A 23,910-nucleotide genomic window follows, 5' to 3' on the forward strand; every position below is an offset into this window, starting at 1 on the left:
TTTGTTATTTTAGGTATTTATCAATGCGAATTTTCACATTATGGCTAACGTTAACAATGTTAATATTAAGTTTTAGTGTTCATGCCAAGCCATCAAGTGACATCGCAGAGAAGCCGATTATCACTGTTGGCTACACTTCATTTAACTGGGCACCGTTATCTTTTAAAAAAGAAGATAAAATCATTGGTTTAATGCCATCAATAATGGATGCGATTGCAGCTAAAGCGGGCTTTCACGTTAAGAATATTCATTACTCCAGTTTTTCTGGAATGGTATCGGCTTTTAAGCGCAAGGAAGTCGATTTACTGATTGGTGTGGCTGCAACCTTTGAACGCCAAAAATACATGGTATTTAGTACTCCTATTTTAAGTACCTCTTATGCCATGCTCAGCCGTTCTCCCCAGCGTACAAACCTCACCGATCTTAACGACATTATTGTTAGTCTTGAAGAAGGCTTTGCTATCGAACAAAAAATAGTTGATATGCAATTAGCGGAACAAATTCTTTCAATGCCGTCAAATAAAGTAGCACTGAATGCTGTAAAGAAAGGCTTAGCTGATGTTTATATAGGTAATGGTCTTATTTTACAAAACTTATATACCTATGGCGACTTACAGCACTCGCTATCTTTTTCGCCCTTAACGGAACTTCCTTTTGAGCGGTTGTATATCACTGCGACTAAAAATAACCGTTCACTTATCAATAAGATAAACCAAGCCTATGATCTATTACCAGAATCAGAACTTACTGAAATTTATGATCATTGGCTGACAAACAAACAACAAAAAATGTTGGGGGATCCCCATGAGTTGCATTTAACTGCAGCCGAAACCCATTATTTACAACAACATAAAAATATTCGTATTGGTTATCAATTTCCAAAGTCAGAGATACTGAATAATAACGACATTACCTTTAATCAAGTTAACGATATTCTCAAACACATCAACAATAAGCTGTATTTTTCGACAACGATTATACCAATAACCGATTATCAAGACGGTAAGCAAAAACTCGCGAGTAGTGAAATTGATATCATCGCAGCGGTAGCTGTTACCAATAAGCGTCAACAAGAAGTTACATTTACCACCCCTTATGGTAATGATAAGTGGGTGATCGTTGATCGTATTAACCATATAAAATTAGCCGGTATTGGTAAGGCCGATGTTATCGGTGTACTTGCCTCTGGTTTTGGCTCACAACTGGTTCAAGATCACTATCCGACGGCTCAAATCCATAATTTTAATACTAAGAATGACATTTTACAGGCACTTGCTGACGGTAAAATTAGCTATGCCGCTTTACCTCTTTCGACTGCGCAAGTGTTATTACAAAAAAACTTTTTAGGCCAATTTAAAATTGTCTCTAGCCACCTTGATGACCACCATCGAAAAATCTCATTTGCAATCAGCAAAGACAATTATTTGCTACGTGATGTCTTTAATAAAGCATTAGATTCTTTGCCACCTGATACCTTAAATGATATTCAAAAAAAATGGCATACAGTGACGCTTAAAGCAGATGGTAACTACCATAAACTAGTGACAATTATCATCATTTTTGGGTTAGTTATTTGCTGTATTATTGGTGCGATTACGGTTTGGAACCGCCGCTTAACCAATGAAATAAAACACCGTAAAGCAGTTGAAGATAAATTAACTTACTTAACCAATAATTTTGATGGCGTATTAATCCAGCACCACCAAAAAAGTGATGATCCAATGGATATTGATATTCTATTTATGAGTGAAAAGATTATCGATTTTACTGGCACATCAGCAAGTAAATTTTATTTTTTTCCTCAATTGCTAAAAGATCGAATGGCTTTACGGGATGATTATCAAACCTTACTTACTGCGATGCGTAATGCGGTCAAGCAAGGTTATTGGCGTACAGAACTTCAAGTTAATACTCAAGAAGGCAACAACTCACGCTGGATTGAGCTGCGGTGCCAAATTACGCCTTCAGCAACAGGCTGGCAGTGGAACAGTATTTTGATTGATATCACGCAATTAAAACACCAACAACTGGCATTAACCGCAGCTAAACAAAAATCACAAGCTGCAACGACTGCTAAATCACGTTTTTTAGCGATGATGAGTCACGAGATTCGCACCCCGATCAGTGGCATTATTTGTTTATTGGATCTGATGAAGCCTTATGCCCAGCAACCTGAATTACAACAGATTCATCAAAACCTCACCCTTTCAAGCGATAATTTGTTAAATATCGTCAATGATGTATTAGATTTTTCAAAGCTTGAATCTAAAAAACTCAAGCTCGATCTGCGTGAGAAACAACTCAATAAAATCGCCACAATTTTAGTGCAGCCCCACGCCCTTCATGCAGCACAAAAGGGGCTCGACTTTAAATTATGGATCGATCCCAATATCGCCCAAAGTTTACGCTTTGACAGTATGCGTCTTAAACAAGTGCTAAATAACTTACTCAATAATGCGATTAAGTTTACTGCTAACGGTTCTATTCAACTTGATATAAATCTATTATCTCAACATGATAACCAACAGCTCATTAGTTTTAAAGTGACCGATACTGGCATTGGTATCTCTGCCCAAGATATCGATAATTTATTTCAGCCTTTTGAGCAGCTAGACCAAGACAGTGCTCGCCGTTATGACGGAACTGGGTTAGGGCTTTCAATCTGTCACCAATTGATCCAACTGATGAACGGCACTATCACGGTCGCCAGTCAGCCAGATCAAGGCACGAGCTTTACGATCATACTGAAGTTTGATATTTGCCAGCCAACGGTAAGTAAACCATTACATAAACATTGTGGGCTATTAGCCATGGTCAATGATTCTATTTTAATCAATTACCTAACGGCTTGGCAGTGCCCAATTACGGTATTAACCGCGATTACCAAAGAACAGCTTGCTGCCTCGGTATCGGTACAATGTATTGATACGCTGTTTGTCCCTCAATCATGGGTCATTGAGCATGATATTGATTTGAATTGGATTGCGATTAACTTGCCATCGGTAAATTGGATCACCATTACTTCAGCCGATGTGATGCTAACCTCAAACATCAATGCTCGAAATATCTCGCTGAGTCCATTGTTACCAAACCAGTTATACCGAGCATTAACGCAACCTTTTCAACCTTACAATAACGATAGTCAGTGTGCATATACTGTCCGAGCTCCTCTTACTCGCGAGCAAGCTATTGCTGAAAATCGTTATATACTGGTGGCAGAAGATCATCCAATAAACCAACAAATACTTAAGCAACAGTTAGAGCAACTCAATTATGCGGTTGATATTGTTGATAATGGTAAACAAGCGTTAGTCGCCTTAGTCAACAACAATTACAGTATTTTATTAACCGATTGCCATATGCCTGAAATGGATGGTTATGAGCTAACCAAAACAATTCGCGAACAAGAACAACACACAACAAGCTATCCATTACCTATTATTGCTGTTACTGCTAATGCCCTTACTAATACCGATCGGTTTAAAGCAATGGGATTTAATGATTATTTAATTAAGCCATTAAAACAACAGCAGCTAAAAACGGTGTTGGCTCGATGGCTACAACCATCAGCAACAATAGATAAGGCTAAAGTGTTACCACAATTAGCTCAAACATATATTGAATCACCGCCAGCACTGGAACCTGTGATGATGATTGATATTGATGAATTGCTGCTTATCTTTGGCGATAAAGATCTGTGTCAAACTCTGTTGCAACAATATTTAACAGCTTGTATGGATGATTTAAAGCAATTAAATGCTGCTATTACACAACAAAATAATGATAGTATCTTTATGGTCAGCCATCGTATCAAAGGGGCTGCACGTATGATGGCTTTTCATCAATTAGCACAGGTTGCTGATGAGCTTGAATCATACTCTCAACACACTCAAATAAACAAAACTGACTTACAATCTTATTACACTGATATTGAACAATTAATTAAAAAATTATCCTTACAAATTCATAGCAAATAGGATCGAAATATGAACATATTATTGATTGAAGATCATGACTTTCAACGTCAAGTTCTTGCAACCCAATTAGCTCATCTGATCGATCCTAATTACGACCAAATACATTATGCAGCTAATGGCATCGATGCATTAGCAATCATGCAAAATTATCGGCCTCAATTATTGTTATGCGATCTCAATATGCCCCAAATGGATGGCATCAGTTTTCTTGGTCACCTCGCAGAACAACAATTTGGTGGTAAAATTATAATCACCAGTGCATTGGATGCAGAAGTGCTCAATAGCGTCAATAAAATGTGTAAAAACTACGGCCTTAATCTATTAGGGACACTCGTTAAACCAACCCATCTTGATCAACTCAAGCAATTATTGACGCTGGCCACCAATGATTCACCCCCTACTAATTCACCGCTTCCGCTACCGCAAGAGATCAAAGAACAAGACATTATCGAGGCATTACAAGCAGGTTACCTAACCCCTTATTACCAACCGATTGTCAATCTGAAAACCGGAGAATGGGTAGCAAGTGAGGCCTTAATTCGCTTTATTCATCCAGATCATGGCATTGTTCCTGCTATCAAGTTTATTAAGCTTTTAGCCACGCTAGGTAAAGACACTCAACTAGCATTACTAATTATTAATCATATTATTTGTCACCAACCAAATTTGGGTGGTCGCAAAGTCGCGGTTAATATATCAGCCAATACATTAGTTGAACGTAGCTTTATTAATACGGTATTAACCCTCCACCACCAGCATCCACAACTGCATCATTGGTTATATTTTGAGTTAACAGAATCAGATATTTTTGAATCTGCAGGACAAGCACTAGAAGCTGCTGCACGCTTAGGTATGCACGGTTTTAATCTTTCTATTGATGATTTTGGAACGGGCTATTCATCACTTAAACAACTTGATATTTTGCCGTTTAAATCATTAAAGTTAGACATCAGTTTCATTCAAGCGATGCCGACAAATTACACCGCAAAAGTGATCATTGAAACCTGCCTTTTATTAGCACAACGTCTTAATTTAATCGCCATTGCAGAAGGTGTGGAAGATATTACCTTGTGGCTAAAATTACAAAAAATGGGCTGTGAATTAGCCCAAGGGTACTTTATTTCTCCACCGCTGCCTGTTAGTCAAATTCCAATTTGGCATACGCAATGGCAACAACGAAGCCAACAACTGGTTAATGATTCACTTTCTAAAGCGATAACGTAGCAAATAAAACTACTATCAATGTTAACCATAACAACGTGGTCAAGTTGATTAACAATCCAGAGTTTTCGCTATATTCAGACATCGTTTTGTAATAAAATAACATATAAATAAAACGCAGTATGCGGAGAAATAAAACAATGTCAGTAACAGGTCGTATTCACTCTTTCGAATCTTGCGGAACCGTCGATGGGCCAGGAATTCGGTTTATTGTATTCCTGCAAGGTTGCTTAATGCGCTGTAAATACTGTCACAACCGTGATACATGGGATACCCATGACGGTCGTGAAGCTACCGTCGAAGAATTAATGCATGAAGCTCGTTCTTACCGTCACTTCATGAACGCTTCTGGTGGTGGTGTTACCGCCTCTGGTGGTGAAGCTATGCTACAACCAGAATTTGTTCGCGATTTCTTCCGTGCTGCACAAGCAGATGGTATTCATACTTGTCTTGATACCAATGGCTATATTCGCAAACATACTGATGTTGTTGATGAAGTGCTAGATGCTACTGATTTGGTTATGCTTGATCTTAAACAAATGGATGACACTATTCACCAAGATCTGGTTGGCGTAGCCAATAAACGTGTACTTGATTTTGCACGTTACCTACATCAACGTGATCAAAAAACGTGGATCCGCTACGTTGTTGTTCCTGGTTATACCGATGATGAACGCTCTGCACATTTGCTTGGCGAGTTTATTAAAGACATGGACAATATCGAAAAAATTGAGCTGCTGCCCTACCATCAGCTTGGTGAACACAAGTGGGAAGCCCTTGGCTATGAATACCCGCTAACAGGGGTTCAACCACCGAAAAAAGAAACCATGGAAACGATCAAGAATATTCTTGCTAGCTATGGCAAAAAAGTAATGTACTAATTTTATGCCGTGATTTAGTCACGACATACAAAAAGAGCGGCTTATCTTTACCTCTACAGGTGCTAGATAAGTCGCTCTTTTCTATTTAATACTTAAATAAAAACCGTTTATTTATCGGGACAGCGGTAAAATAACAACAAGAAAAGAAATTAACGCCACCATAATAAATAATGAAAGGGGTAAGGTGTATTGCCACTTTGTTACAGGCTCTTGTTCTTGCATAATCACTTCCTTTACTAAATTTACACCCTAATTGATCAGGGTCATTTTTTCATGTTACGTCTACTGTAAAGGCAGAGCAAAAATCAACCAACATCTAATAGTGGAATAATATATTTCATTATCACAACAAAATAAAAACATTCACTCTTTATTCATTGTCAATTAGCAATTGCATCTACCAAAAAATCATAAAATGATATTTATCCATGATAAAATTATGGTATAAACCAAAAGCAAACGATTGCTTTAATGAAAAGTAATCATAATCATTGCAATCGCAGCCAATAATAACAGTCTTGGTATTACTCTCTCTGCCGATGAGGAAATAAGCTCTCATGAAAAGCGACATCGAAATTTGCCGTGCAACGTTACTCACTCCTATTGATCGTATCGCCTTAAATGCCGGCATTGAAGCACAAGATCTTACGCCTCAAGGCAGTTTAAAAGCGAAAGTCAAACCTGCAATATTAAAACGCTTGGCAAATAAACCTGAAGGTAAACTGGTACTCGTAACGGCCATTACACCGACCCCATTAGGTGAAGGCAAAACAGTGACAACTATTGGCTTAGCACAAGGGTTAGCTAAAATTGATCACTCGGTCTTTGCTTGTATTCGTCAGCCTTCGATGGGGCCAGTTTTTGGGGTTAAAGGTGGCGCCGCCGGTGGTGGTTATAGTCAAGTTGCGCCAATGGAAAAGCTCAATTTGCACCTAACTGGTGATATTCATGCTGTTACTGCTGCCCATAACCTTGCTGCTGCTGCACTAGATGCTCGCCTTTACCATGAACAGCGCTTAGGTTATGAGACTTTTGCTGCCAATACTGGCTTAACAGCCCTACGCATTGATATTAATAATATTTGTTGGAAGCGGGTTATCGACCACAATGATCGCGCATTGCGAATGATCACCATTGGTCAAAATGAAGCAGGTAAAACCATTAATGGCCTTGAGCGTCAAGATGGGTTTGATATTTCAGCGGCTTCTGAATTAATGGCTATTTTAGCGCTCGCGACAGATTTAGCCGACATGCGCCAACGGATAGGTAAAATTGTCGTTGCTTATAATCTCGACGGAGAGCCAGTGACCACTGAAGATCTGCAAGTTGCGGGCGCGATGGCTGTCACTATGTGCGAAGCAATTGAACCAACGTTAATGCAAACCTTAGAAGGTGTACCCACTCTTATCCATTCAGGGCCATTTGCCAATATTGCACATGGTAACTCTTCAATCATTGCCGATAAAATCGCGCTTAAATTAAGTCAATTTACCGTAACCGAAGGCGGTTTTGGTTCTGATATGGGATTTGAGAAAGCCTGCAATATCAAAGCTCAACAAGCCGAAAGAGGCCCTGACTGCGCAGTTGTCGTTGCAACCTTAAGGGGTCTTAAAGCCAATTCAGGACTGTATGACTTACGTCCAGGACAACCTTTACCTGACAGCATTTTTGAACCCGACGCTAAAGCACTGTTAGCTGGGTTTGAAAACTTACGCTGGCATATCAACAACGCAGCCAAATATGGTGTACCGGTGGTGGTTGCTATTAACCGCTTTCCACAAGATACCGATCAAGAGCTTGAACAGTTAAAACAGTTAATTTCAAACTCAAGCTTCAATGTCCATGTTGATGTAGCCCTAAGTGAAGCATTTGCAAAAGGCGGTGATGGTGCAATTGAACTTGCTCATGCGGTAGTTAATGCCTGTAAAACCCCGGCTAATTTCAAACCGCTTTACACGTTAGATCAAACCATTGAAGAAAAATTAATGGCGGTGGCAGAAGTGGGCTATGGTGCTAAAAATATTGAACTGTCCCCTTTAGCAACCCAACAATTAGCCCAATTAAAGGCACAAGGCTTTAATGATCTCGCGGTTTGTATGGCAAAAACACCGCTATCTATTACCACTGAGCCACATATCAAGGGCGCACCGACTGGTTTTACGGTTCCAGTTAGAGAGCTCAAACTGTGTGCTGGTGCCGGCTTTATCTATGCCTTATGCGGTAATGTGATGACCATGCCTGGTTTACCTGAAAAACCAGCCTTCATGAGCCTTGATCTCGATGCTGATGGCAATATCATTGGCCTAAGTTAATTCCCCCCCCATTAACCACTTCAGTATTGGTAGGTTGTATTGACTACCAATACTGTTTTATCCTCCACCTTCATGAAAAATAGCCATATACAAAAAGTGGTTTTCAATAAAAATCAAACAGATAAAAAATTCACTTTTATATCAGATGAATAACATTCACTAACAAAAAATACCGCGATTCGTGGTGTCAGATCATTTTATTTTACACCCAACCTGCTAATCTCACGCTCATAATAAATATTCCTTGCTCTCACTGCAGTGACTAATAAAAGCTGAGTGAGGGTAATCTATAAAAAATTTGAGGCTTACTGCTATGGATATGACTAACGCTCAACGTCTAATTCTATCAAACCAATACTACATCATGGCAAAACTGACACCAGAAAATGCCGATAAATACCGTCGCCTGCAAATGATTGTTGAACGTGGTTATTGCTTACAAATGCGCGAACTTGATAAAGATTTTGGCGAAGTGTCAGAAGATGAATGTAAACAAGTTCTTGAAATCATGGAAATGTACCACGCACTACAAGAATCATTTAATTTAGAAGATTGCCGCTGTGATGGCGCAAAAGATATTGATCAACGTCGACTACAATTTTTGGGATTTGATGTTATTACCGAAGCTAAATTAGTTAACTACGTTCGTTTCTTAACCAATGATGAAGGCTTATATCCGCAGTTTCCTAAAAATGAACACCAATTTAATAGCCACGTACCTATGCTTGAAAAATATCTACGTATGCTAAAAATTTGGCGTGCATGCCCACGTCACTACCATTTATCATGCAGCGAAATCCAACAGATAATTACCGCTTAAGTTAATTATCTACACAATAAAACCGAGTCAATATACTCGGTTTTATTGATTTATATATATTCTCACCCTGTAAAAATAAAAACCAATTTGTAACTCTTGTATCGCCTTAGAATAACAATCTTGTTTCATATTAATAACCGCATTGCCTTTGTCATAAAAACAATTAGTGATCATTGCAATCACTACGTATAATCATTTTATCTCTTTGCTGTTAATTGTTGATCGATAATATCTGTCTTTATTAGCAATATGCCATTATCAATGGAATATAAAATAACAATGATTCGTTGCGTAAAAAATAATACCATCGGTAATCGTCTGACCTTAGCTATTATATTAATGGCATTTTTAACCATCAGTGTCAGTGTTATTGCAGCCCTAACATGGCAAAAGCTTAGCCAACAAATAGAAACGATTGCTAATGAAAACATGCCAACTTTACGTTCGAGTTATCGTCTAGAGCGCAGCACAGCAGAATTACAAGCAGCACTAATAGCATTAGATATAAATACTAATCCACTCAAGCACAAAGCTATCAAGAAAAATATCGCTTCTGTTTTGAAAAATATTAATCAATCAATAGATAACATCTCCAGCTTATATTACTACCCAAAAATAAAATCAGGTCAGCAGCAATTAGTTGCCAATATTGATAGTTATATTGCCTTATTGCAGCAAAGAAACACTCAGCAATTTGCGCTTAAACAAACCGACAATACCATTAAGTGGCTACATCAGGATCTCATTGATGAGTTACAACCGTTACGATTAGAAATTGAATGGCAAATGATGCGATTGTTAAATAACCCTCAGCAATCGCCACTTATTCACGATACTAATATTAAAAATGTTATGACTGAATTTTCAGTTATTCAAGCAATAACTGTTAATGAAAATGAATTACATCAACTTATTGAAGATATTATTCTACACCGTCAACATAACGACATTAATGTGGCATTTGATGCTATTGGTAAAAAAATAGTAAAACTCAATAAAATCAGTAAGAAATTAAATAATTACCCATCAACAATTGCATACCGTCAATTACAACAAGAGTTTACTCAATTAGTGTTACCTAATGGTAAGCTGCAAAAATTATTAACCCAAGATAATATAAACAATATAAAAATTACTCAGGCGCAACGTGATATCCAGAGTAAATTAACCCAACAAGAAAATATCATTCAAACCTTAGTGAATCATGCTGATAATGCACTATCAAAACTCAATGGTGAAACTCGTCATTCTATTTGGATCAGTAATTTAGTTCTATTTGGGGTAGTATTTATTACTATTATCCTCAGTATTATTTTATCGATTTATTTGGTTGGTCGTGGTGTGGTTAAGCGCTTAAACTTACTTGGTCAAGATTTACAAGCTATTGCTAGCGGCGATCTTAATGCAAATATACAAACAACTGGCGTGGATGAGATTGGTCTTTTAGGGGATAATTTGCGCTACTTTTGCCAACAAATGCAAGAAATTCAAAATTCTAATGCACTTAATCTTATCAATAATACTCAAGCCAGTATTATTACCTGCGATCTTAGCGGAATAGTCGAATCTGTTAATCCACAGGCGTTAAAACAATTAAACTTCTGTAATTTGACCAAGAGACATCAAGTTTGGGATTTATTTAACCACTCAGTCACAACAACATTGCAGCATTTATTTACACCTGACGGCCCATTAATGGTTAATGGTGCCTATAATATGACAGTTAAATTAGTCACTAAACACCATCATAGTTTATATTTACGGTTAGATTTTCGTATTTTCACCCAAGGTAATGACGACAAAGTAATTATGACGATGACGGATATTACTGAACAAGAGACGACTGCCCGCTGGTTAGAAAATACCGTTGCTGAAAAAACGCAATCACTGACTATCACCAACCAGCAGCTACGAGATGAAATAGAAGATCGTAAACGGATTGAAGGTGATTTACTCGAAACCCAAGATGAATTAATTCAAGCGGCTAAAATGGCTGTCGTTGGTCAAACAATGACATCGCTGGCACATGAACTTAATCAACCTTTATCCGCGATTTCAACGCGAATCTTCAGTGCCAAACTTGCACTTGATCACGAAAAATACGAAAATCTACCTCAAAATCTGACAAAAATAGACGATCTAGTGACTCGTATGAGTAAACTGATCATTAATTTTAGAAATTTTGCTAAAAAACAATCAGCTGCTAAGCCATTGAGTGACGTTGACGTTCAAGACTCAATCAAACAAGCATTAACCTTGGTTGAAAGTCGCGCCAAACTACAACAAACAACAATGGTAAATACGATTGAACAGCCGTTGTTTGCACTGGCTGATCAAGTGCAATTAGAACAAGTATTGGTTAATTTATTAGTCAATAGCTGTGATGCAGTGGCACATTGTGAACAACGTGAGATAAACATTATTCTACTAGATAGCCCTGCGAATAAAATTCGATTGGCTGTCTATGACAGTGGTGATGGTTTTGATGCCGCTATCATTAAAAAGTTATTCATTCCCTTTACCACCACTAAGGATGTTGGGTTAGGCCTTGGGTTAAGTATTTGTGGTTCAATTATGACGCGACTAAAGGGTGAAATCTTCCTTGCTTCTAGCTTATCAGGTGGAGCAATGGTCGTACTGGAGTTAAATAAATATGATAAGTGATGATATTGAAGTTCTGATTGTTGATGACGATCATGATGTTGTCGAGGCCTATCAAGAACTACTTGAAATAGCTGGATTTAAAGCACAAAGCGTGACTGATTCTACGTTAGTATTGGGAATGCTAAAACGTAATTGGTCTGGTGTTATTGTGTCTGATATGTACATGCCAGGTTTAGATGGTATGGAGTTGTTAGCTCAAATCCAGCAATTTGATCATGAGTTACCAGTTATTATTATTACTGGACATGGTGATATTCCGATGGCTGTTGGTGCACTTAAAAAAGGTGCTGTCGACTTTTTGCAAAAACCCTTGCAGCCAAAAGAGTTAATTACACTGCTTGAGAAATATTTACCTCAGCGTCGCCAAATTATAGAGCAGCGAAATACCTTACATACCACCACTGCCGAAGTATTATTGGGAGAAAGCCCATTAATCATTAAAATTCGCGATCAATTAAAAACCATCGCCTTAACAACCAAAGATGTGTTAATTGAAGGTGAAAGTGGTACAGGCCGTCATACTGTTGCAAAATTACTTCACCAAAATAGTCAATTAAGTAATGGGCCTTTTGTTGAGGTAAATGCAGCTAACATTACTCGCACACCTGATTTACAGCGCAGCATGATTTCTGCACGTAGTGGTTGTTTATGCTTATGTAATCCTCACCATATGCCGATTGAAACTCAGCAATGGTTATGCCGTTTTTTACTAGAACAAGAACGCCAAGGTAAAAAAGAAGTTCGTGTGATTGCGCTATTTGATGGCGATCCAACCGAGTCGGTTGAAACTGAGCAATTTTTACCAGAACTGTTCTACTTTTTAAGCCAAGTACGCTTTAACTTACCGACATTGCGTCAACGTAGTAGTGATATCACTTTGATATTTAAACACTATATTAAGCAAAGTTGTAAGAAGCTCAATAAAACAATTCCTGCAATTGATAAAGCTTATTTAGCTATTTTAAATCGCTATGAGTGGCCAGGAAACGTGTTAGAGCTTAAAAACGTCGCTGAATTATATGCCATTGGTATCGTTAAACTCGCAGGACAAGAGCGTTCTAAACCGTTAGATCAAATGAGTAGTCCATTGGATGATTTGGTCGATGGCTATGAAAAGCAAGTGATTGAGGATGCGTTATATCTGTTTTCAGGACGTATTAATGAAGTGTCATCATACTTACAAATACCACGTAAGAAATTGTATTTGAGAATGAAAAAACACGGCCTTGATAAAGCTGAGTATAAAGTACGTACTGCAAACTAATACCGTATAAAATGAAGCCTTCAACTATGAAGGCTTCATTTTATTACGATCAAAATCTGTTAGCGGCAATCGCTAATAACCATTACACTCTACGGCTGTTTTTCAGCTTTGGTCTATTACATGTCTTATCAATGCCCTTTATGTCACCTGCCACTTACTATGGATGCTCACAGCACGTCATCAACATCATACCGCTGTAGTAATAATCATCAGTTTGATCAGGCCAAAGAAGGCTATGTAAACCTGATGCCTGTGCATCATAAAAGTTCGAAAAATCCTGGTGATAATAAAGAAATGATGCAAGCACGCCGCTTATTTCTTAATACTGATCATTATCAACCATTGCGTGATGCTGTTATGGCGCAATTACGTCAACAGTTACCGTCTACTGCCACAGAACTGCTTGATATTGGTTGTGGTGAAGGTTATTACACCTCTGAATTTGTACAACTGCGCCAACAATTTCCAGATATCAGTATTCATGGGCTAGATATATCCAAAGTTGCGGTAAAATATGCCGCTAAACGCTATCATGATTGTGATTTCTGTGTCGCATCAAGTCATCGCTTACCGTTTGCCGACCACTTTTTTGATGGTGTGGTACGTATTTATGCACCATGCAAAGGTGAGGAACTACACCGCGCGATAAAACCCGGCGGAATATTGGTTGCGGTAACACCTGCGCCACGTCATTTATATCAACTTAAAGAATTGATTTATAACGGTGTAAACTTGCATGATGTGCCAGTAGAAAATATTGAAGGCTTTGAATTAGTCGCAGATCAGCAGCTTCACTATGACATGACCTTAAGTGGTGAAGAAGCAACAGCGTTAATGCAAATGACCCCGTTTGCATGGAAAACCTCTGATCAGGTATGGCAACAACTCGCACAAGCGCAAAATTTTAACTGCGAAGCTGATTTTGCTATTCGTGTTTATCGCCGTCAGTAAGGTATTTTACCGTCTTTAAATAGATAAACGAGATTGATTATCATTTATTATTGATAATCAATCTCGTTACATTTATTATTTATCGTTTTCTTGTCGGTATAATAATAATGAAATCCTTAATATATTTGGGTGTTGCAAGCTTATTGGTTGGCTGTGCATCTTCACCACCAGCAACCATGACGTCACCCGCCTCTAGCACAGTAACAACCACTCGCACCGCAGCAACCCTGTATGATTACACCATTGCTAGCCCTCAAGGCGAACCTCTCTCTGTTACCCAATTAGCGCAAGCATTAACAACCGCTGACATTATTCTCGTTGGTGAATGGCATAGCCACCCTGCAGCCCACCTTTTACAAGCTCAATTAATGGCGGCGCTTTACCAGCAAAATCCACATTTAACCCTATCAATGGAACAATTTACTCGCGATAAACAAGCGGTTGTTAATGACTATTTAGCGGGAAATATTGGCGAAAAAACCTTAGTAAAACAAGCCAATACATGGCCAAATTATGATAGTGACTATCGACCATTAGTCGAATTTGCAAAGCAGAATAAATTAAATGTGATTGCAGCAAATGCACCGAAATCTATTGTACGTTGTGTTGGACGTCAAGGGGCTGAATACCTTAATAAGCTTCCTCCTAATGAACGATTATGGGCCGCGCGTTCATTAACGTTAACTACGGACGCTTACCAGCAAAGGTTTATAGCCTCAATGCACCATGGCGATGAAGCCCAAACGAAACGTCAATTTGCTGCCCAAACAACATGGGATGACACCATGGCAGAAAGCATGGTTGATTATTTAAGCCAACATCCACACCAACAAATTATTCATGTTGCTGGTCGATTTCATACCATGGAAGGCTTAGGCACAGCATCACGTATTAAAGCGCGTAATCCAACCCTAAAAGTAATGATGGTCACCCCAGTATCAGATCAAGTATCGCTAGATGCTGATGCACAAGATTTCACCGTAAAGATGCAGCCTTTACCACAACGGTATGTACAAAAAGATAAAATGATGGCGGCCATGAAAGCCATGGGACAAAGAAATAGTGATTTAAAATGTTACCAATAACATCAAAATAATTAAATCACCAACGCCAGAAAGAGGAGAACCCCATCGGCGGCCAAGCAGTTGGGGTTCTAAGAGAGATAACAGCTATATCTCTAGGTTACTCGGTAAGTATACCTTAACAACCTGTTTATTGCCTGAATAGTCATCAACTAATAGTGCAATTGGGACTATAATACGGTTATAGCATGGCATTATTATGACGTTTTCAAACAATTTTATTATTCAGTTATAGATAAGACCGCCAGCATTAAAATTAGTTGCAAAAAAGTTCTCAATCGATGAATTTTTTTTTATCGCACGAATTTCAGCCTTACCCCATCGCTACCCACGACAATTTACAGTAAAATAAAGTCAGAGCTCTTTTCTTTGAGCCAAATTAATTAGGAAAACAATGAAAAAAACATTTGCTTTAACTCATCCCAAAAAAGCACCTGCTCGTGTTGTAGAATCAGTTAAACACGATGTGAAGAAATACATTCGCCGTGAGCGTAACAAAACATTACCTGCTGGTACTGATTTTTGGGATTTTGATTGCAAGTTTGGTCATACCGAGCAAGAAGCAAAAGTTATTCACGTAAAAGAAATCAACAAGTACATTGATGAAGCTGAAAAGCTAGAATTACCGTCATTATACCTAGAGATTCTGGCAAAGCCTGCAACACGTGCACAGCGTCCAGATTTTGATTTCGACGAAGAATAATCGCTCTTAGCCATTATGTAATGCGCGATAACAACCAAACAAAAAAAGAGTCGTATTTACGACTCTTTTTTATTACCTATAATATCGTTATAAAGACCATTAAAGTCGCTTAAAACCAACGATCTAATGCATGTCTATCTAATTGTTTAAATGCACGATTTAATACATCTGCTAATTCTTGATAGCGTGGCTGAGATTTTTTCGGCTGCATCGCATGGCCTTCGCTGACAATCTTTTGATAAATTTCGCTATACCACTTCGCTAACGATGGCGGCAATGTCGTTTGACTGCGCTTACCTAACCACCATAACCCTTGTAATGGCATCGATATCGCTAGTAACGCAATCGCAATCGCTTGTGGCATTGCATCATAATTATGAAATGCCATTTGAGTCAGAATACTGATAGCAGCAACGGCAGGCATCACTTTGGTTGCAAATTGAGTAGCCTTAATATACCGATGTTCAGGGAAAACAGCCGCCAACTCTTTGCGCATTGGCCATGTTGTCATGTAATGCTGACCATTCTGAAAGTGTTTCCACATTGTATGTTGAGCCATAATGCACCACTCATCAAAAAAAATTATAACATTTAAAAAAAACACACAACAAACTTGATTCAAATTAAAATTTTCTAAAAATCTTTTTGTTATATTGCGTAACAATCGGTTATTCTAGGCGAGCCTAGATGTAATTGTTGCTGTTAATAGCCTTAACTGCAAGCTAGGCTCTGTCAAGGATGACCCAGAATTAGAGGTAACTCAATTCTATTTCTCAGGAAAGAGTGTGATTTTCTCCTCTGGGGGGACGATAAATTATAATTCGTCTATTCTAGGGGTACTTTTTTATTCAAACATGAATATCAACTTTCAGACAGATTATAGGTAGTCACTCTCATGTCTAAGCTGGTTTTAGTTCTAAACTGCGGTAGTTCATCTCTTAAGTTCGCCATCATTGATCCAGCATCAGGTGAAGAACATCTTTCAGGTCTAGCAGAATGTCTAGGTCTTCCTGAAGCTCGTATCAAGTGGAAACTTGATGGCAAGCACGAAGCTCAACTAGGTGACGGCGCTGCTCACGAAGAAGCTCTAGCATTCATGGTTGATACTATTCTTGCTTCTAAGCCAGAACTAAAAGAGAACCTAGGCGCTATCGGTCACCGTATCGTACACGGTGGCGAGCAGTTCTCTGCATCAGCACTAATTGATGATGTTGTTCTTCAAGGTATCGTAGATGCGTCTGATTTCGCACCACTACACAACCCTGCACACGTTATCGGTATCGAAGCTGCTAAGCACAACTTCGCAAACCTAAAGAACGTTGCGGTATTTGATACAGCTTTCCACCAGACTATGCCTGAAGAAGCTTTCTTATACGCAATTCCTTACCGTCTATACAAAGAAAACGGTATCCGTCGTTACGGCGCACACGGTACTTCTCACCGTTTCATCGCTCGTGAAACAGCGGTACTACTAGACAAGCCTCTTGATGAACTAAACATCATCAACTGTCACCTAGGTAACGGCGCATCTGTATGTGCAATCAAAGGCGGTAAATCTGTAGATATCTCTATGGGTCTTACTCCTCTTGAAGGTCTAGTAATGGGCACTCGTTGTGGTGACCTTGACCCAGCTGTTATGTTCCACCTACACGACCGTCTAGGTATGAGCGTTGCTGAAATCAACACTATGTTCACTAAAGAGTCTGGCCTACTAGGTCTTACTGGCGTGACTTCTGATTGTCGTTTCGTTGAAGAAAACTACGGCACTAAAGAAGAAGCTACACGTGCAATGGACGTATTCTGTCACCGTCTAGCTAAGTATGTTGCAAGCTACGCAGCGACAATGGAAGGCCGTCTTGATGCAATCGTATTCACTGGTGGTATCGGTGAAAACTCTGCACCAATCCGTGAAATGGTTCTTAACCGTTTAGCTATCTTCGGTATCGAAGTAGATAACGAAGCAAACCTTAAAGCACGTTTCGGCGGCGAAGGTGTTATCACTACTGCAAACAGCCGCATTCCTGCAATGGTTGTTTCAACTAACGAAGAATTAGTAATCGCAGAAGATACAGCGCTTCTAGCTGAGATCTAATCTTACGATTATTGAAACGGCTGACCTTTTGTCAGCCGTTTTTTTAGTACCATCTTTTACTGTGGTGCTGCTCTATGATTATTCTGCTTTAGTACTTAAAGTCGAATTGTGATTGAACAGTGCTGTATCGATTCAATAGTCAAAGGAATCTATAGTGTCTCGTACTATTATGCTTATCCCAGTTGGCGCTGGTGTTGGTCTAACAAGCGTTAGCCTTGGTGTACTTCGTGCAATGGAGCGCAAAGGCGTTCGTGTTTCTTTCTTCAAGCCTATCGCTCAACCACGTCACGGTGGCGATCAGCCTGATTTAACAACGACTATCATTCGTGCAAATAGCACAATGGAGTTGGCTGACCCATTCTCAATGGCAAACGCAGAAGAACTGATCCGTAACGACAAAACTGACGTTCTACTTGAAGATATCGTTGCACGCTTTAAAGCAGCAACAGCAAATGCTGAAGTGGCACTTATTGAAGGTCTTGTACCAACACGTAAGCACCCATTTGCTAACCAGATCAACTACGAAATTGCTAAAACATTAGATGCAGAAATCGTATTCGTTGTCTCTCCTGGTACTGATAACCCAGCGCAACTTAAAGAGCGTATCGAAGTAGCATGTTCTAACTTCGGCGGTATTAAGAACAAGCAAATCTCTGGCGTTATCGTTAACAAGCTTAATGCACCTGTTGATGCTGAAGGCCGTACTCGTCCAGATCTTTCTGAGATCTTTGATGACGTTGAAGGTACTGTGCCTTCAAATGTTGAAATCATGCAAGTGTTCAACTCTAGCCCTATTCGTGTACTTGGTTGTGCACCTTGGAGCGCAGAGCTAATCGCTACTCGTGCAACAGATATTGCTCAGCACCTAAACGCTGAAATTATCAATACTGGTGATCTAGAAACTCGTCGTATTAAGAGCATCACTTTCTGTGCACGTTCTATTCCAAATATGGTTGAGCACTTCCGTCCAGGTTCACTACTCGTGACTTCTGCTGACCGTCCTGACGTTATCGTTGCTGCATGTCTTGCTGCGATGAACGGCGTTGAGCTAGGTGCTCTTCTACTAACAGGTGGTTACGACCTACCTAAACCTGTTATGGATCTGTGTGAGCGCGCATTCGCTACTGGTCTTCCAGTAATGACAGCTCAAGGTAACACTTGGCAGACATCGCTAAATCTACAGAGCTTCACGCTAGAAGTACCTGCAGACGACAAAGAGCGTGTAGAGCTAGTTAACGAATACATGGCAAGCCACATCGATGGTAACTGGATTGAGTCGCTATCTGAAGGTTCAACTCGTGAGCGTCGTCTAAGCCCACCAGCATTCCGTTACCAGTTAACTGAACTTGCTCGTAAAGCAGCTAAGCGTATCGTTCTTCCTGAAGGTGATGAGCCACGTACAGTTAAAGCTGCAGCTATCTGTGCTGAGCGCGGTATCGCTGAATGTGTACTTCTAGGTAACCCAGAAGAAATCCGTCGCGTTGCAGAGCAACAAGGCGTAGTTCTAGGTGCTGGCGTAACTATCATCAACTCTGATGAAGTACGTGAAAACTACGTTGCTCGTTTAGTTGAGCTACGTGGCGCGAAAGGCATGACTGACGTTGTTGCGCGTGAAAAACTACAAGATTCAGTATTCCTAGGCACAATGATGCTTGAGAATGGCGAAGTTGACGGTCTAGTATCTGGTGCAGTTCACACTACAGCAAATACTATCGTTCCTCCGTTCCAAATCATCAAGACTGCACCTGATGCGTCTATCGTATCATCTGTATTCTTCATGCTACTACCTGACCAAGTATTGGTTTACGGTGACTGTGCGATCAACCCAGATCCAACAGCTGAGCAACTTGCTGAAATCGCTATCCAATCTGCAGACTCTGCAAAAGCATTTGGTATCGAACCACGCGTAGCTATGATCTCTTACTCTACTGGTACTTCTGGTAAAGGCGCAGACGTAGATAAAGTACGTGAAGCAACTAAACTTGCTCAAGAGAAACGTCCTGATCTTATCATTGACGGTCCTCTACAGTACGATGCTGCAATCATGGAAAACGTAGCGGCTTCTAAAGCACCTAACTCTCCAGTAGCAGGTAAAGCAACAGTATTTGTATTCCCTGACCTAAACACAGGTAACACAACTTACAAAGCGGTACAGCGTTCTGCAGATCTAGTTTCTATCGGTCCAATGCTTCAAGGCATGCGTAAGCCAGTTAACGACCTTTCTCGTGGCGCACTAGTAGACGATATCGTTTACACAGTTGCACTAACTGCGATTCAGGCTGAACAAGCTAACGCTAAGTAATTCATTACTTAAAAAACCGTTCTAACGCCCCAGCACGAAAATTTTGTGCTGGGGCGTTTTTTATTGCTGGCAACAGCTGATTTAAGCCTTTATGCTAAAAGTCTAGTTATGGTTAAGGACAACCACATAGCATGGATGCACTCAATACATTAGGGCTTTTTATTGGCTCATTAATTTCAAATACACTGGCTTCCCTTTCTGGTGGTGGCGCAGGACTGATCCAATTTCCACTGCTTATCTTTCTCGGCCTTCCGTTTAGTATTGCCCTTGCAACCCATAAAATAGCCAGTGTCGCCTTAGGCATAGGTGCAACAATAAAACATCTTCGTAATGGCACTTTGGCATGGAAGCTAACCCTGTATGTGATCATCGTCGGCAGCGTTGGTGTCATCCTTGGCGCTAACCTAATTTTGTTAATTCCGGTTAAATTTGCAGAAGCTGCTTTAGGCGCATTAATCATTAGCCTTGGTATTTATTCCGTTACCACCAAAGAGCTCGGCCAAATTTCAAATCCACAGCACCGTAATGCGGTTGGCTTTATGGTTGGCGCTGTGAGCTTATTTATTATCGGTATTATTAACGGCTCCCTCACTGCTGGCAGCGGTTTATTTGTGACTTTATTTCTGGTGCGTTGGTTTGGTTGCGATTACAAACAAGCGGTAGCCATAACCCTCATTAGTGTTGGCTTATGTTGGAATGCAATTGGCGCTGTTGCTATTTATCAGGCCGGTGCGACCATCTATTGGCCATGGCTGCCAGTATTATTGGTTGGATCATTATTGGGCGGCTACCTTGGTGCTCACCTTGCCCATCAACGCAGTAATCAATTAATTAAACGTTGCTTTGAAAGTTTAACCTTTGTGATTGGCTTTAAACTGTTACTCGATCTTTAATCTTCAGCATCAACAGGAATACGCATGAACACAGCCACTATTGATATCTATTATTGTCGTCAGTGTAATTGGATGCTGCGAGCAACATGGATGACTCAAGAGCTCTTACACAGTTTTAGTGAAGAAATTAACACCATCAGCCTTCATCCAGACACTGGCGGACGATTTGAAATCCATTGCAATAACCGCTTAATTTGGGAACGTAAACAAGATGGTGGATTTCCTGATGCCAAACAACTTAAACAACGCATTCGTGATGTGATTGATCCTGAGCGAGACTTAGGCCATATCGATAGATAGCCCTTCCATCAACAAAAAAGCGCATGCTCGATAACTCAAACATGCGCTTTTTTATTGATTAGCTAAGATGTTAGTTAAGCACTGTTTGCGCCAACACCTCATCCTCAAAACTAATCACAGATAACTGATTACCGTCTAATAAACCGTAGCTTGCAGGTAACCCATTACGTGGAATAGCCACTGAGCCTGGATTAAACACATAATAATCCCCTTTCAGCTCAGCAACCGGAATATGGGTATGTCCCGCTACAATCACATCACCCGCCATTAATTGAGGGTGTTTATCAGCATTATAAATATGACCGTGAGTTAAAAATAATCGTCGACCATCGGCTAACATCACTAAGTTATAATCTGCCATCATTGGAAAATTTAACAACATCTGATCGACTTCGCTGTCGCAATTACCGCGAACTGCAGTAATACGATCAGCATACTGATTTAATAATTCAGCCACTTTGATCGGATCATAGGCTTCAGGTAACGCATTACGTGGGCCATGATTAAGAATATCACCAAGTAAAATAAGATACTTAGCGCCACTTTTTTCAAAGGCTGCAATCGCTTTTTGAGCACTTGCCAAACTACCGTGAATATCAGATGCAAAAAATAATTTCATTACTAAACTCAGCTACAACATCAAAAACATATCGCTTTAGTCTACGTGAGCAACAATAAAAATACTATTGTTGTAGCTTCAGCGTAATCAGGCAACATTGTGATACAACGACTATCATTGGCTGCAGTTATACTGTGAGGTAACAATAATTGCGGATATTTATCTCACCACTAACTTGCTAACAACATCAGTTAATTTAAGATAGTAATACCGAATACAGCGAGGGAATAACCACATGAAGATCTTAGTAACAGGCGCAACGGGGCTGATAGGAAAAGCATTACTCCCTCATTTAAATCATGATGAAATTACTATTATTAGCCGTGATCCTACTCGCGCTTATCAATTATTAGGCCATCATATTAATGCACTTGATTCATTACAATCGCTGCCTAATCTAAATCAATTTGATGTGGTTATTAATCTTGCTGGCGAACCTATTATGGATAAGCGCTGGAGCGAGCAACAAAAGCGAATCATTGAAGACAGTCGCTGGAACATTACCCAACAATTAGTCGATAAAATTCAAGCCAGTGACAATCCACCACATACCTTTATCAGTGGCTCAGCCGTGGGAATTTATGGCGATCAACACGATCGTACTATTGATGAAACGTTTAATATTGAGCCTGATAACACTGATTTCTCCCAACAGGTCTGTTACCGCTGGGAGCAAATCGCGTTAGCTGCCCAATCTGATAACACCCGTGTTTGTTTATTACGCACAGGGATTGTGTTAGCAAAACAAGGCGGCGCGCTGGCAAAAATGTTACTGCCTTACCAATTCGGTTTAGGGGGGCCGATTGGCAATGGCAAACAATACTTTCCGTGGATCCAACTGCAAGATATGGTGCGAGGGATTTTATTTTTAATCAATCACAATGAGACTCAAGGTCCGTATAATTTCACCGCCCCTAACCCTGTTACCAATCGTGTTTTCAGTGCTACTCTCGCCGCCACTTTGCATCGCCCACACCTGTTATTTACCCCTGCTTGGGTATTAAAATTAGCCCTTGGTGAATCATCACAACTGTTATTAGATGGTCAACGCGCACTGCCAAATAAGTTACAAGCAGCAGGGTTTAACTTTACTTTTCCTTGTATTGAACAAGCGTTAAAGCAGACGTTGGGGGAATAGTTTTTAAATGTTTACATAAAAAAGTCGTTCTATTGCAATAATAGAACGACTTTCTAAATTTACTTATAAACCAGACAATAATCGATCAACGTCTTTTGCATATCTTGTTTATCACTAAGCATCAACATTACATAAACGATGTTATTAACAGCATCATAACGGTAAACAATTTTTAACCCATCAGATTTAAATACTCGGTACTCAATCATTCCAAAAAACTCCCTTATGTCGTGACATATAGGGTACATTTTAGGATTATCTAATACTGTCGATTCAAATTTCTCAATCAGCTTTTCAACCCGTTCGACGACTTTATTTTCATCATTCCACTGAGTGAAATAATCAATCAGCGCAAACATTGTATTCTCAAATGTATTCGTAGAAACTAGTTCAATCATAGACATAAAATCTCATCTATTTTTTACGCGCTGCTAATCTTTTCTTTAATGATGTCATTGACGATGTACGATCTTGTTTGATATCAGCTTCAGCAAAACTTAGCATCTTCATCATAGCAATAGCTTGCTCACGACGCTCATGTTCTTCATAAGAAATCACAACGTAAGATGGCTTACCATTTTGGGTGATCGTCAAAGGCTCAGATAATGGAAGATCTGCAGCATTTTTCTTCAGAAAACTTACTGTTTCAATCATAAATAACCTTATGCGTTTTTTTCAACGTTACAATTAT

19 protein-coding genes are annotated in these 23,910 nt (G+C 39.6%); 15 read left to right on the forward strand and 4 right to left on the reverse strand.

Annotation, left to right across the window (positions count from 1 at the left end):
* Nucleotides 1-23: 23 nt before the first annotated feature.
* The 10 genes from G6R09_RS11145 (at nucleotide 24) to G6R09_RS11190 (ending at nucleotide 15,875) form a co-directional block, all read left to right on the forward strand.
* The gene (locus tag G6R09_RS11145; protein WP_163922441.1) at nucleotides 24-3,977 is read left to right on the forward strand and encodes a transporter substrate-binding domain-containing protein; all 3,954 of its coding nucleotides are present in this window, start codon (nucleotides 24-26) and stop codon (nucleotides 3,975-3,977) included.
* Nucleotides 3,978-3,986: 9 nt separating this feature from the next.
* Entirely contained in the window at nucleotides 3,987-5,201 is a 1,215-nt protein-coding gene (locus G6R09_RS11150) for an EAL domain-containing protein (RefSeq protein WP_163922444.1), read from the forward strand.
* A 137-nt stretch (nucleotides 5,202-5,338) separates the two neighbouring features.
* Nucleotides 5,339-6,079, forward strand: a complete 741-nt coding sequence (gene pflA / locus G6R09_RS11155; protein ID WP_065169006.1) for a pyruvate formate lyase 1-activating protein — start codon at nucleotides 5,339-5,341, stop codon at nucleotides 6,077-6,079.
* Nucleotides 6,080-6,636: 557 nt separating this feature from the next.
* A complete protein-coding gene (locus G6R09_RS11160; protein ID WP_163922447.1) occupies nucleotides 6,637-8,391 on the forward strand; it encodes a formate--tetrahydrofolate ligase in 1,755 nt (584 codons plus the stop codon).
* A 313-nt stretch (nucleotides 8,392-8,704) separates the two neighbouring features.
* Complete coding sequence (locus G6R09_RS11165; RefSeq protein WP_065169008.1) at nucleotides 8,705-9,211, forward strand: YfbU family protein; 507 nt, start codon at nucleotides 8,705-8,707, stop codon at nucleotides 9,209-9,211.
* Between the two features lie 279 nt (nucleotides 9,212-9,490).
* On the forward strand, nucleotides 9,491-11,875 hold the full coding sequence (locus G6R09_RS11170; RefSeq protein WP_065169009.1) for an ATP-binding protein: 2,385 nt from the start codon (nucleotides 9,491-9,493) through the stop codon (nucleotides 11,873-11,875).
* The gene (locus tag G6R09_RS11175; protein ID WP_065176371.1) at nucleotides 11,865-13,139 is read left to right on the forward strand and encodes a sigma-54 dependent transcriptional regulator; all 1,275 of its coding nucleotides are present in this window, start codon (nucleotides 11,865-11,867) and stop codon (nucleotides 13,137-13,139) included. The genes G6R09_RS11170 and G6R09_RS11175 overlap by 11 nt, the downstream gene beginning before the upstream one ends.
* Before the next feature lie 120 nt (nucleotides 13,140-13,259).
* Nucleotides 13,260-14,090 carry a 23S rRNA (guanine(745)-N(1))-methyltransferase gene (gene rlmA / locus G6R09_RS11180; RefSeq protein WP_163922449.1) on the forward strand — a complete coding sequence of 277 codons (831 nt, stop codon included), beginning with the start codon at nucleotides 13,260-13,262 and terminating at the stop codon, nucleotides 14,088-14,090.
* A gap of 107 nt (nucleotides 14,091-14,197) precedes the next feature.
* Nucleotides 14,198-15,175, forward strand: a complete 978-nt coding sequence (locus G6R09_RS11185; RefSeq protein ID WP_163922452.1) for a ChaN family lipoprotein — start codon at nucleotides 14,198-14,200, stop codon at nucleotides 15,173-15,175.
* A gap of 391 nt (nucleotides 15,176-15,566) precedes the next feature.
* Nucleotides 15,567-15,875 (forward strand): DUF6172 family protein, encoded by a 309-nt coding sequence (locus tag G6R09_RS11190; protein ID WP_060997389.1) that lies wholly within the window; start codon nucleotides 15,567-15,569, stop codon nucleotides 15,873-15,875.
* A 109-nt stretch (nucleotides 15,876-15,984) separates the two neighbouring features.
* Here the strand turns inward: G6R09_RS11190 and yfbV are convergent, their stop codons facing one another.
* On the reverse strand, nucleotides 15,985-16,434 hold the full coding sequence (yfbV, locus tag G6R09_RS11195) for a terminus macrodomain insulation protein YfbV (protein ID WP_045038210.1): 450 nt from the start codon (nucleotides 16,432-16,434) through the stop codon (nucleotides 15,985-15,987).
* Nucleotides 16,435-16,770: 336 nt separating this feature from the next.
* Here yfbV and G6R09_RS11200 point away from each other — a divergent pair, with 336 nt between their 5' ends.
* From G6R09_RS11200 to G6R09_RS11215, 4 genes are all read left to right on the forward strand, one after another.
* Nucleotides 16,771-17,967: an acetate kinase gene (locus G6R09_RS11200; protein ID WP_163922455.1), complete on the forward strand. Its 1,197-nt coding sequence runs from the start codon at nucleotides 16,771-16,773 to the stop codon at nucleotides 17,965-17,967.
* A 169-nt stretch (nucleotides 17,968-18,136) separates the two neighbouring features.
* The gene (gene pta / locus G6R09_RS11205; protein WP_065169091.1) at nucleotides 18,137-20,269 is read left to right on the forward strand and encodes a phosphate acetyltransferase; all 2,133 of its coding nucleotides are present in this window, start codon (nucleotides 18,137-18,139) and stop codon (nucleotides 20,267-20,269) included.
* A gap of 131 nt (nucleotides 20,270-20,400) precedes the next feature.
* The gene (locus tag G6R09_RS11210; protein ID WP_065169013.1) at nucleotides 20,401-21,162 is read left to right on the forward strand and encodes a sulfite exporter TauE/SafE family protein; all 762 of its coding nucleotides are present in this window, start codon (nucleotides 20,401-20,403) and stop codon (nucleotides 21,160-21,162) included.
* Nucleotides 21,163-21,186: 24 nt separating this feature from the next.
* Nucleotides 21,187-21,462, forward strand: a complete 276-nt coding sequence (locus G6R09_RS11215; RefSeq protein ID WP_065169014.1) for a SelT/SelW/SelH family protein — start codon at nucleotides 21,187-21,189, stop codon at nucleotides 21,460-21,462.
* Between the two features lie 70 nt (nucleotides 21,463-21,532).
* On the opposite strand, the gene yfcE is transcribed toward G6R09_RS11215, so the two are convergent.
* A complete protein-coding gene (gene yfcE / locus G6R09_RS11220; protein ID WP_065169015.1) occupies nucleotides 21,533-22,081 on the reverse strand; it encodes a phosphodiesterase in 549 nt (182 codons plus the stop codon).
* Between the two features lie 235 nt (nucleotides 22,082-22,316).
* On the opposite strand from yfcE, the gene G6R09_RS11225 reads away from it, so the two are divergent.
* A complete protein-coding gene (locus G6R09_RS11225; protein WP_065169016.1) occupies nucleotides 22,317-23,219 on the forward strand; it encodes a TIGR01777 family oxidoreductase in 903 nt (300 codons plus the stop codon).
* Nucleotides 23,220-23,278: 59 nt separating this feature from the next.
* Here G6R09_RS11225 and G6R09_RS11230 read toward each other — a convergent pair whose 3' ends face one another.
* Entirely contained in the window at nucleotides 23,279-23,623 is a 345-nt protein-coding gene (locus G6R09_RS11230; RefSeq protein WP_065169017.1) for a type II toxin-antitoxin system RelE/ParE family toxin, read from the reverse strand.
* A 10-nt stretch (nucleotides 23,624-23,633) separates the two neighbouring features.
* The gene (locus G6R09_RS11235) at nucleotides 23,634-23,873 is read right to left on the reverse strand and encodes a type II toxin-antitoxin system prevent-host-death family antitoxin (RefSeq protein WP_065169018.1); all 240 of its coding nucleotides are present in this window, start codon (nucleotides 23,871-23,873) and stop codon (nucleotides 23,634-23,636) included.
* Nucleotides 23,874-23,910: the final 37 nt, after the last annotated feature.

Source organism: Photobacterium sp. Alg240-V54, assembly GCF_900537155.1.
In the GTDB taxonomy this organism is placed as follows: Bacteria; Pseudomonadota; Gammaproteobacteria; order Enterobacterales; family Vibrionaceae; genus Photobacterium.

Bases quoted from the DNA above. Each gene is read 5' to 3' on its own strand.
- G6R09_RS11145 (WP_163922441.1), top strand. From the start codon at position 24: ATGCGAATTTTCACATTATGGCTAACGTTAACAATGTTAATATTAAGT.
- G6R09_RS11150 (WP_163922444.1), top strand. From the start codon at position 3,987: ATGAACATATTATTGATTGAAGATCATGACTTTCAACGTCAAGTTCTT.
- pflA (WP_065169006.1), top strand. From the start codon at position 5,339: ATGTCAGTAACAGGTCGTATTCACTCTTTCGAATCTTGCGGAACCGTC.
- G6R09_RS11160 (WP_163922447.1), top strand. From the start codon at position 6,637: ATGAAAAGCGACATCGAAATTTGCCGTGCAACGTTACTCACTCCTATT.
- G6R09_RS11165 (WP_065169008.1), top strand. From the start codon at position 8,705: ATGGATATGACTAACGCTCAACGTCTAATTCTATCAAACCAATACTAC.
- G6R09_RS11170 (WP_065169009.1), top strand. From the start codon at position 9,491: ATGATTCGTTGCGTAAAAAATAATACCATCGGTAATCGTCTGACCTTA.
- G6R09_RS11175 (WP_065176371.1), top strand. From the start codon at position 11,865: ATGATAAGTGATGATATTGAAGTTCTGATTGTTGATGACGATCATGAT.
- rlmA (WP_163922449.1), top strand. From the start codon at position 13,260: ATGTCTTATCAATGCCCTTTATGTCACCTGCCACTTACTATGGATGCT.
- G6R09_RS11185 (WP_163922452.1), top strand. From the start codon at position 14,198: ATGAAATCCTTAATATATTTGGGTGTTGCAAGCTTATTGGTTGGCTGT.
- G6R09_RS11190 (WP_060997389.1), top strand. From the start codon at position 15,567: ATGAAAAAAACATTTGCTTTAACTCATCCCAAAAAAGCACCTGCTCGT.
- yfbV (WP_045038210.1), bottom strand. From the start codon at position 16,434: ATGGCTCAACATACAATGTGGAAACACTTTCAGAATGGTCAGCATTAC.
- G6R09_RS11200 (WP_163922455.1), top strand. From the start codon at position 16,771: ATGTCTAAGCTGGTTTTAGTTCTAAACTGCGGTAGTTCATCTCTTAAG.
- pta (WP_065169091.1), top strand. From the start codon at position 18,137: ATGCTTATCCCAGTTGGCGCTGGTGTTGGTCTAACAAGCGTTAGCCTT.
- G6R09_RS11210 (WP_065169013.1), top strand. From the start codon at position 20,401: ATGGATGCACTCAATACATTAGGGCTTTTTATTGGCTCATTAATTTCA.
- G6R09_RS11215 (WP_065169014.1), top strand. From the start codon at position 21,187: ATGAACACAGCCACTATTGATATCTATTATTGTCGTCAGTGTAATTGG.
- yfcE (WP_065169015.1), bottom strand. From the start codon at position 22,081: ATGAAATTATTTTTTGCATCTGATATTCACGGTAGTTTGGCAAGTGCT.
- G6R09_RS11225 (WP_065169016.1), top strand. From the start codon at position 22,317: ATGAAGATCTTAGTAACAGGCGCAACGGGGCTGATAGGAAAAGCATTA.
- G6R09_RS11230 (WP_065169017.1), bottom strand. From the start codon at position 23,623: ATGTCTATGATTGAACTAGTTTCTACGAATACATTTGAGAATACAATG.
- G6R09_RS11235 (WP_065169018.1), bottom strand. From the start codon at position 23,873: ATGATTGAAACAGTAAGTTTTCTGAAGAAAAATGCTGCAGATCTTCCA.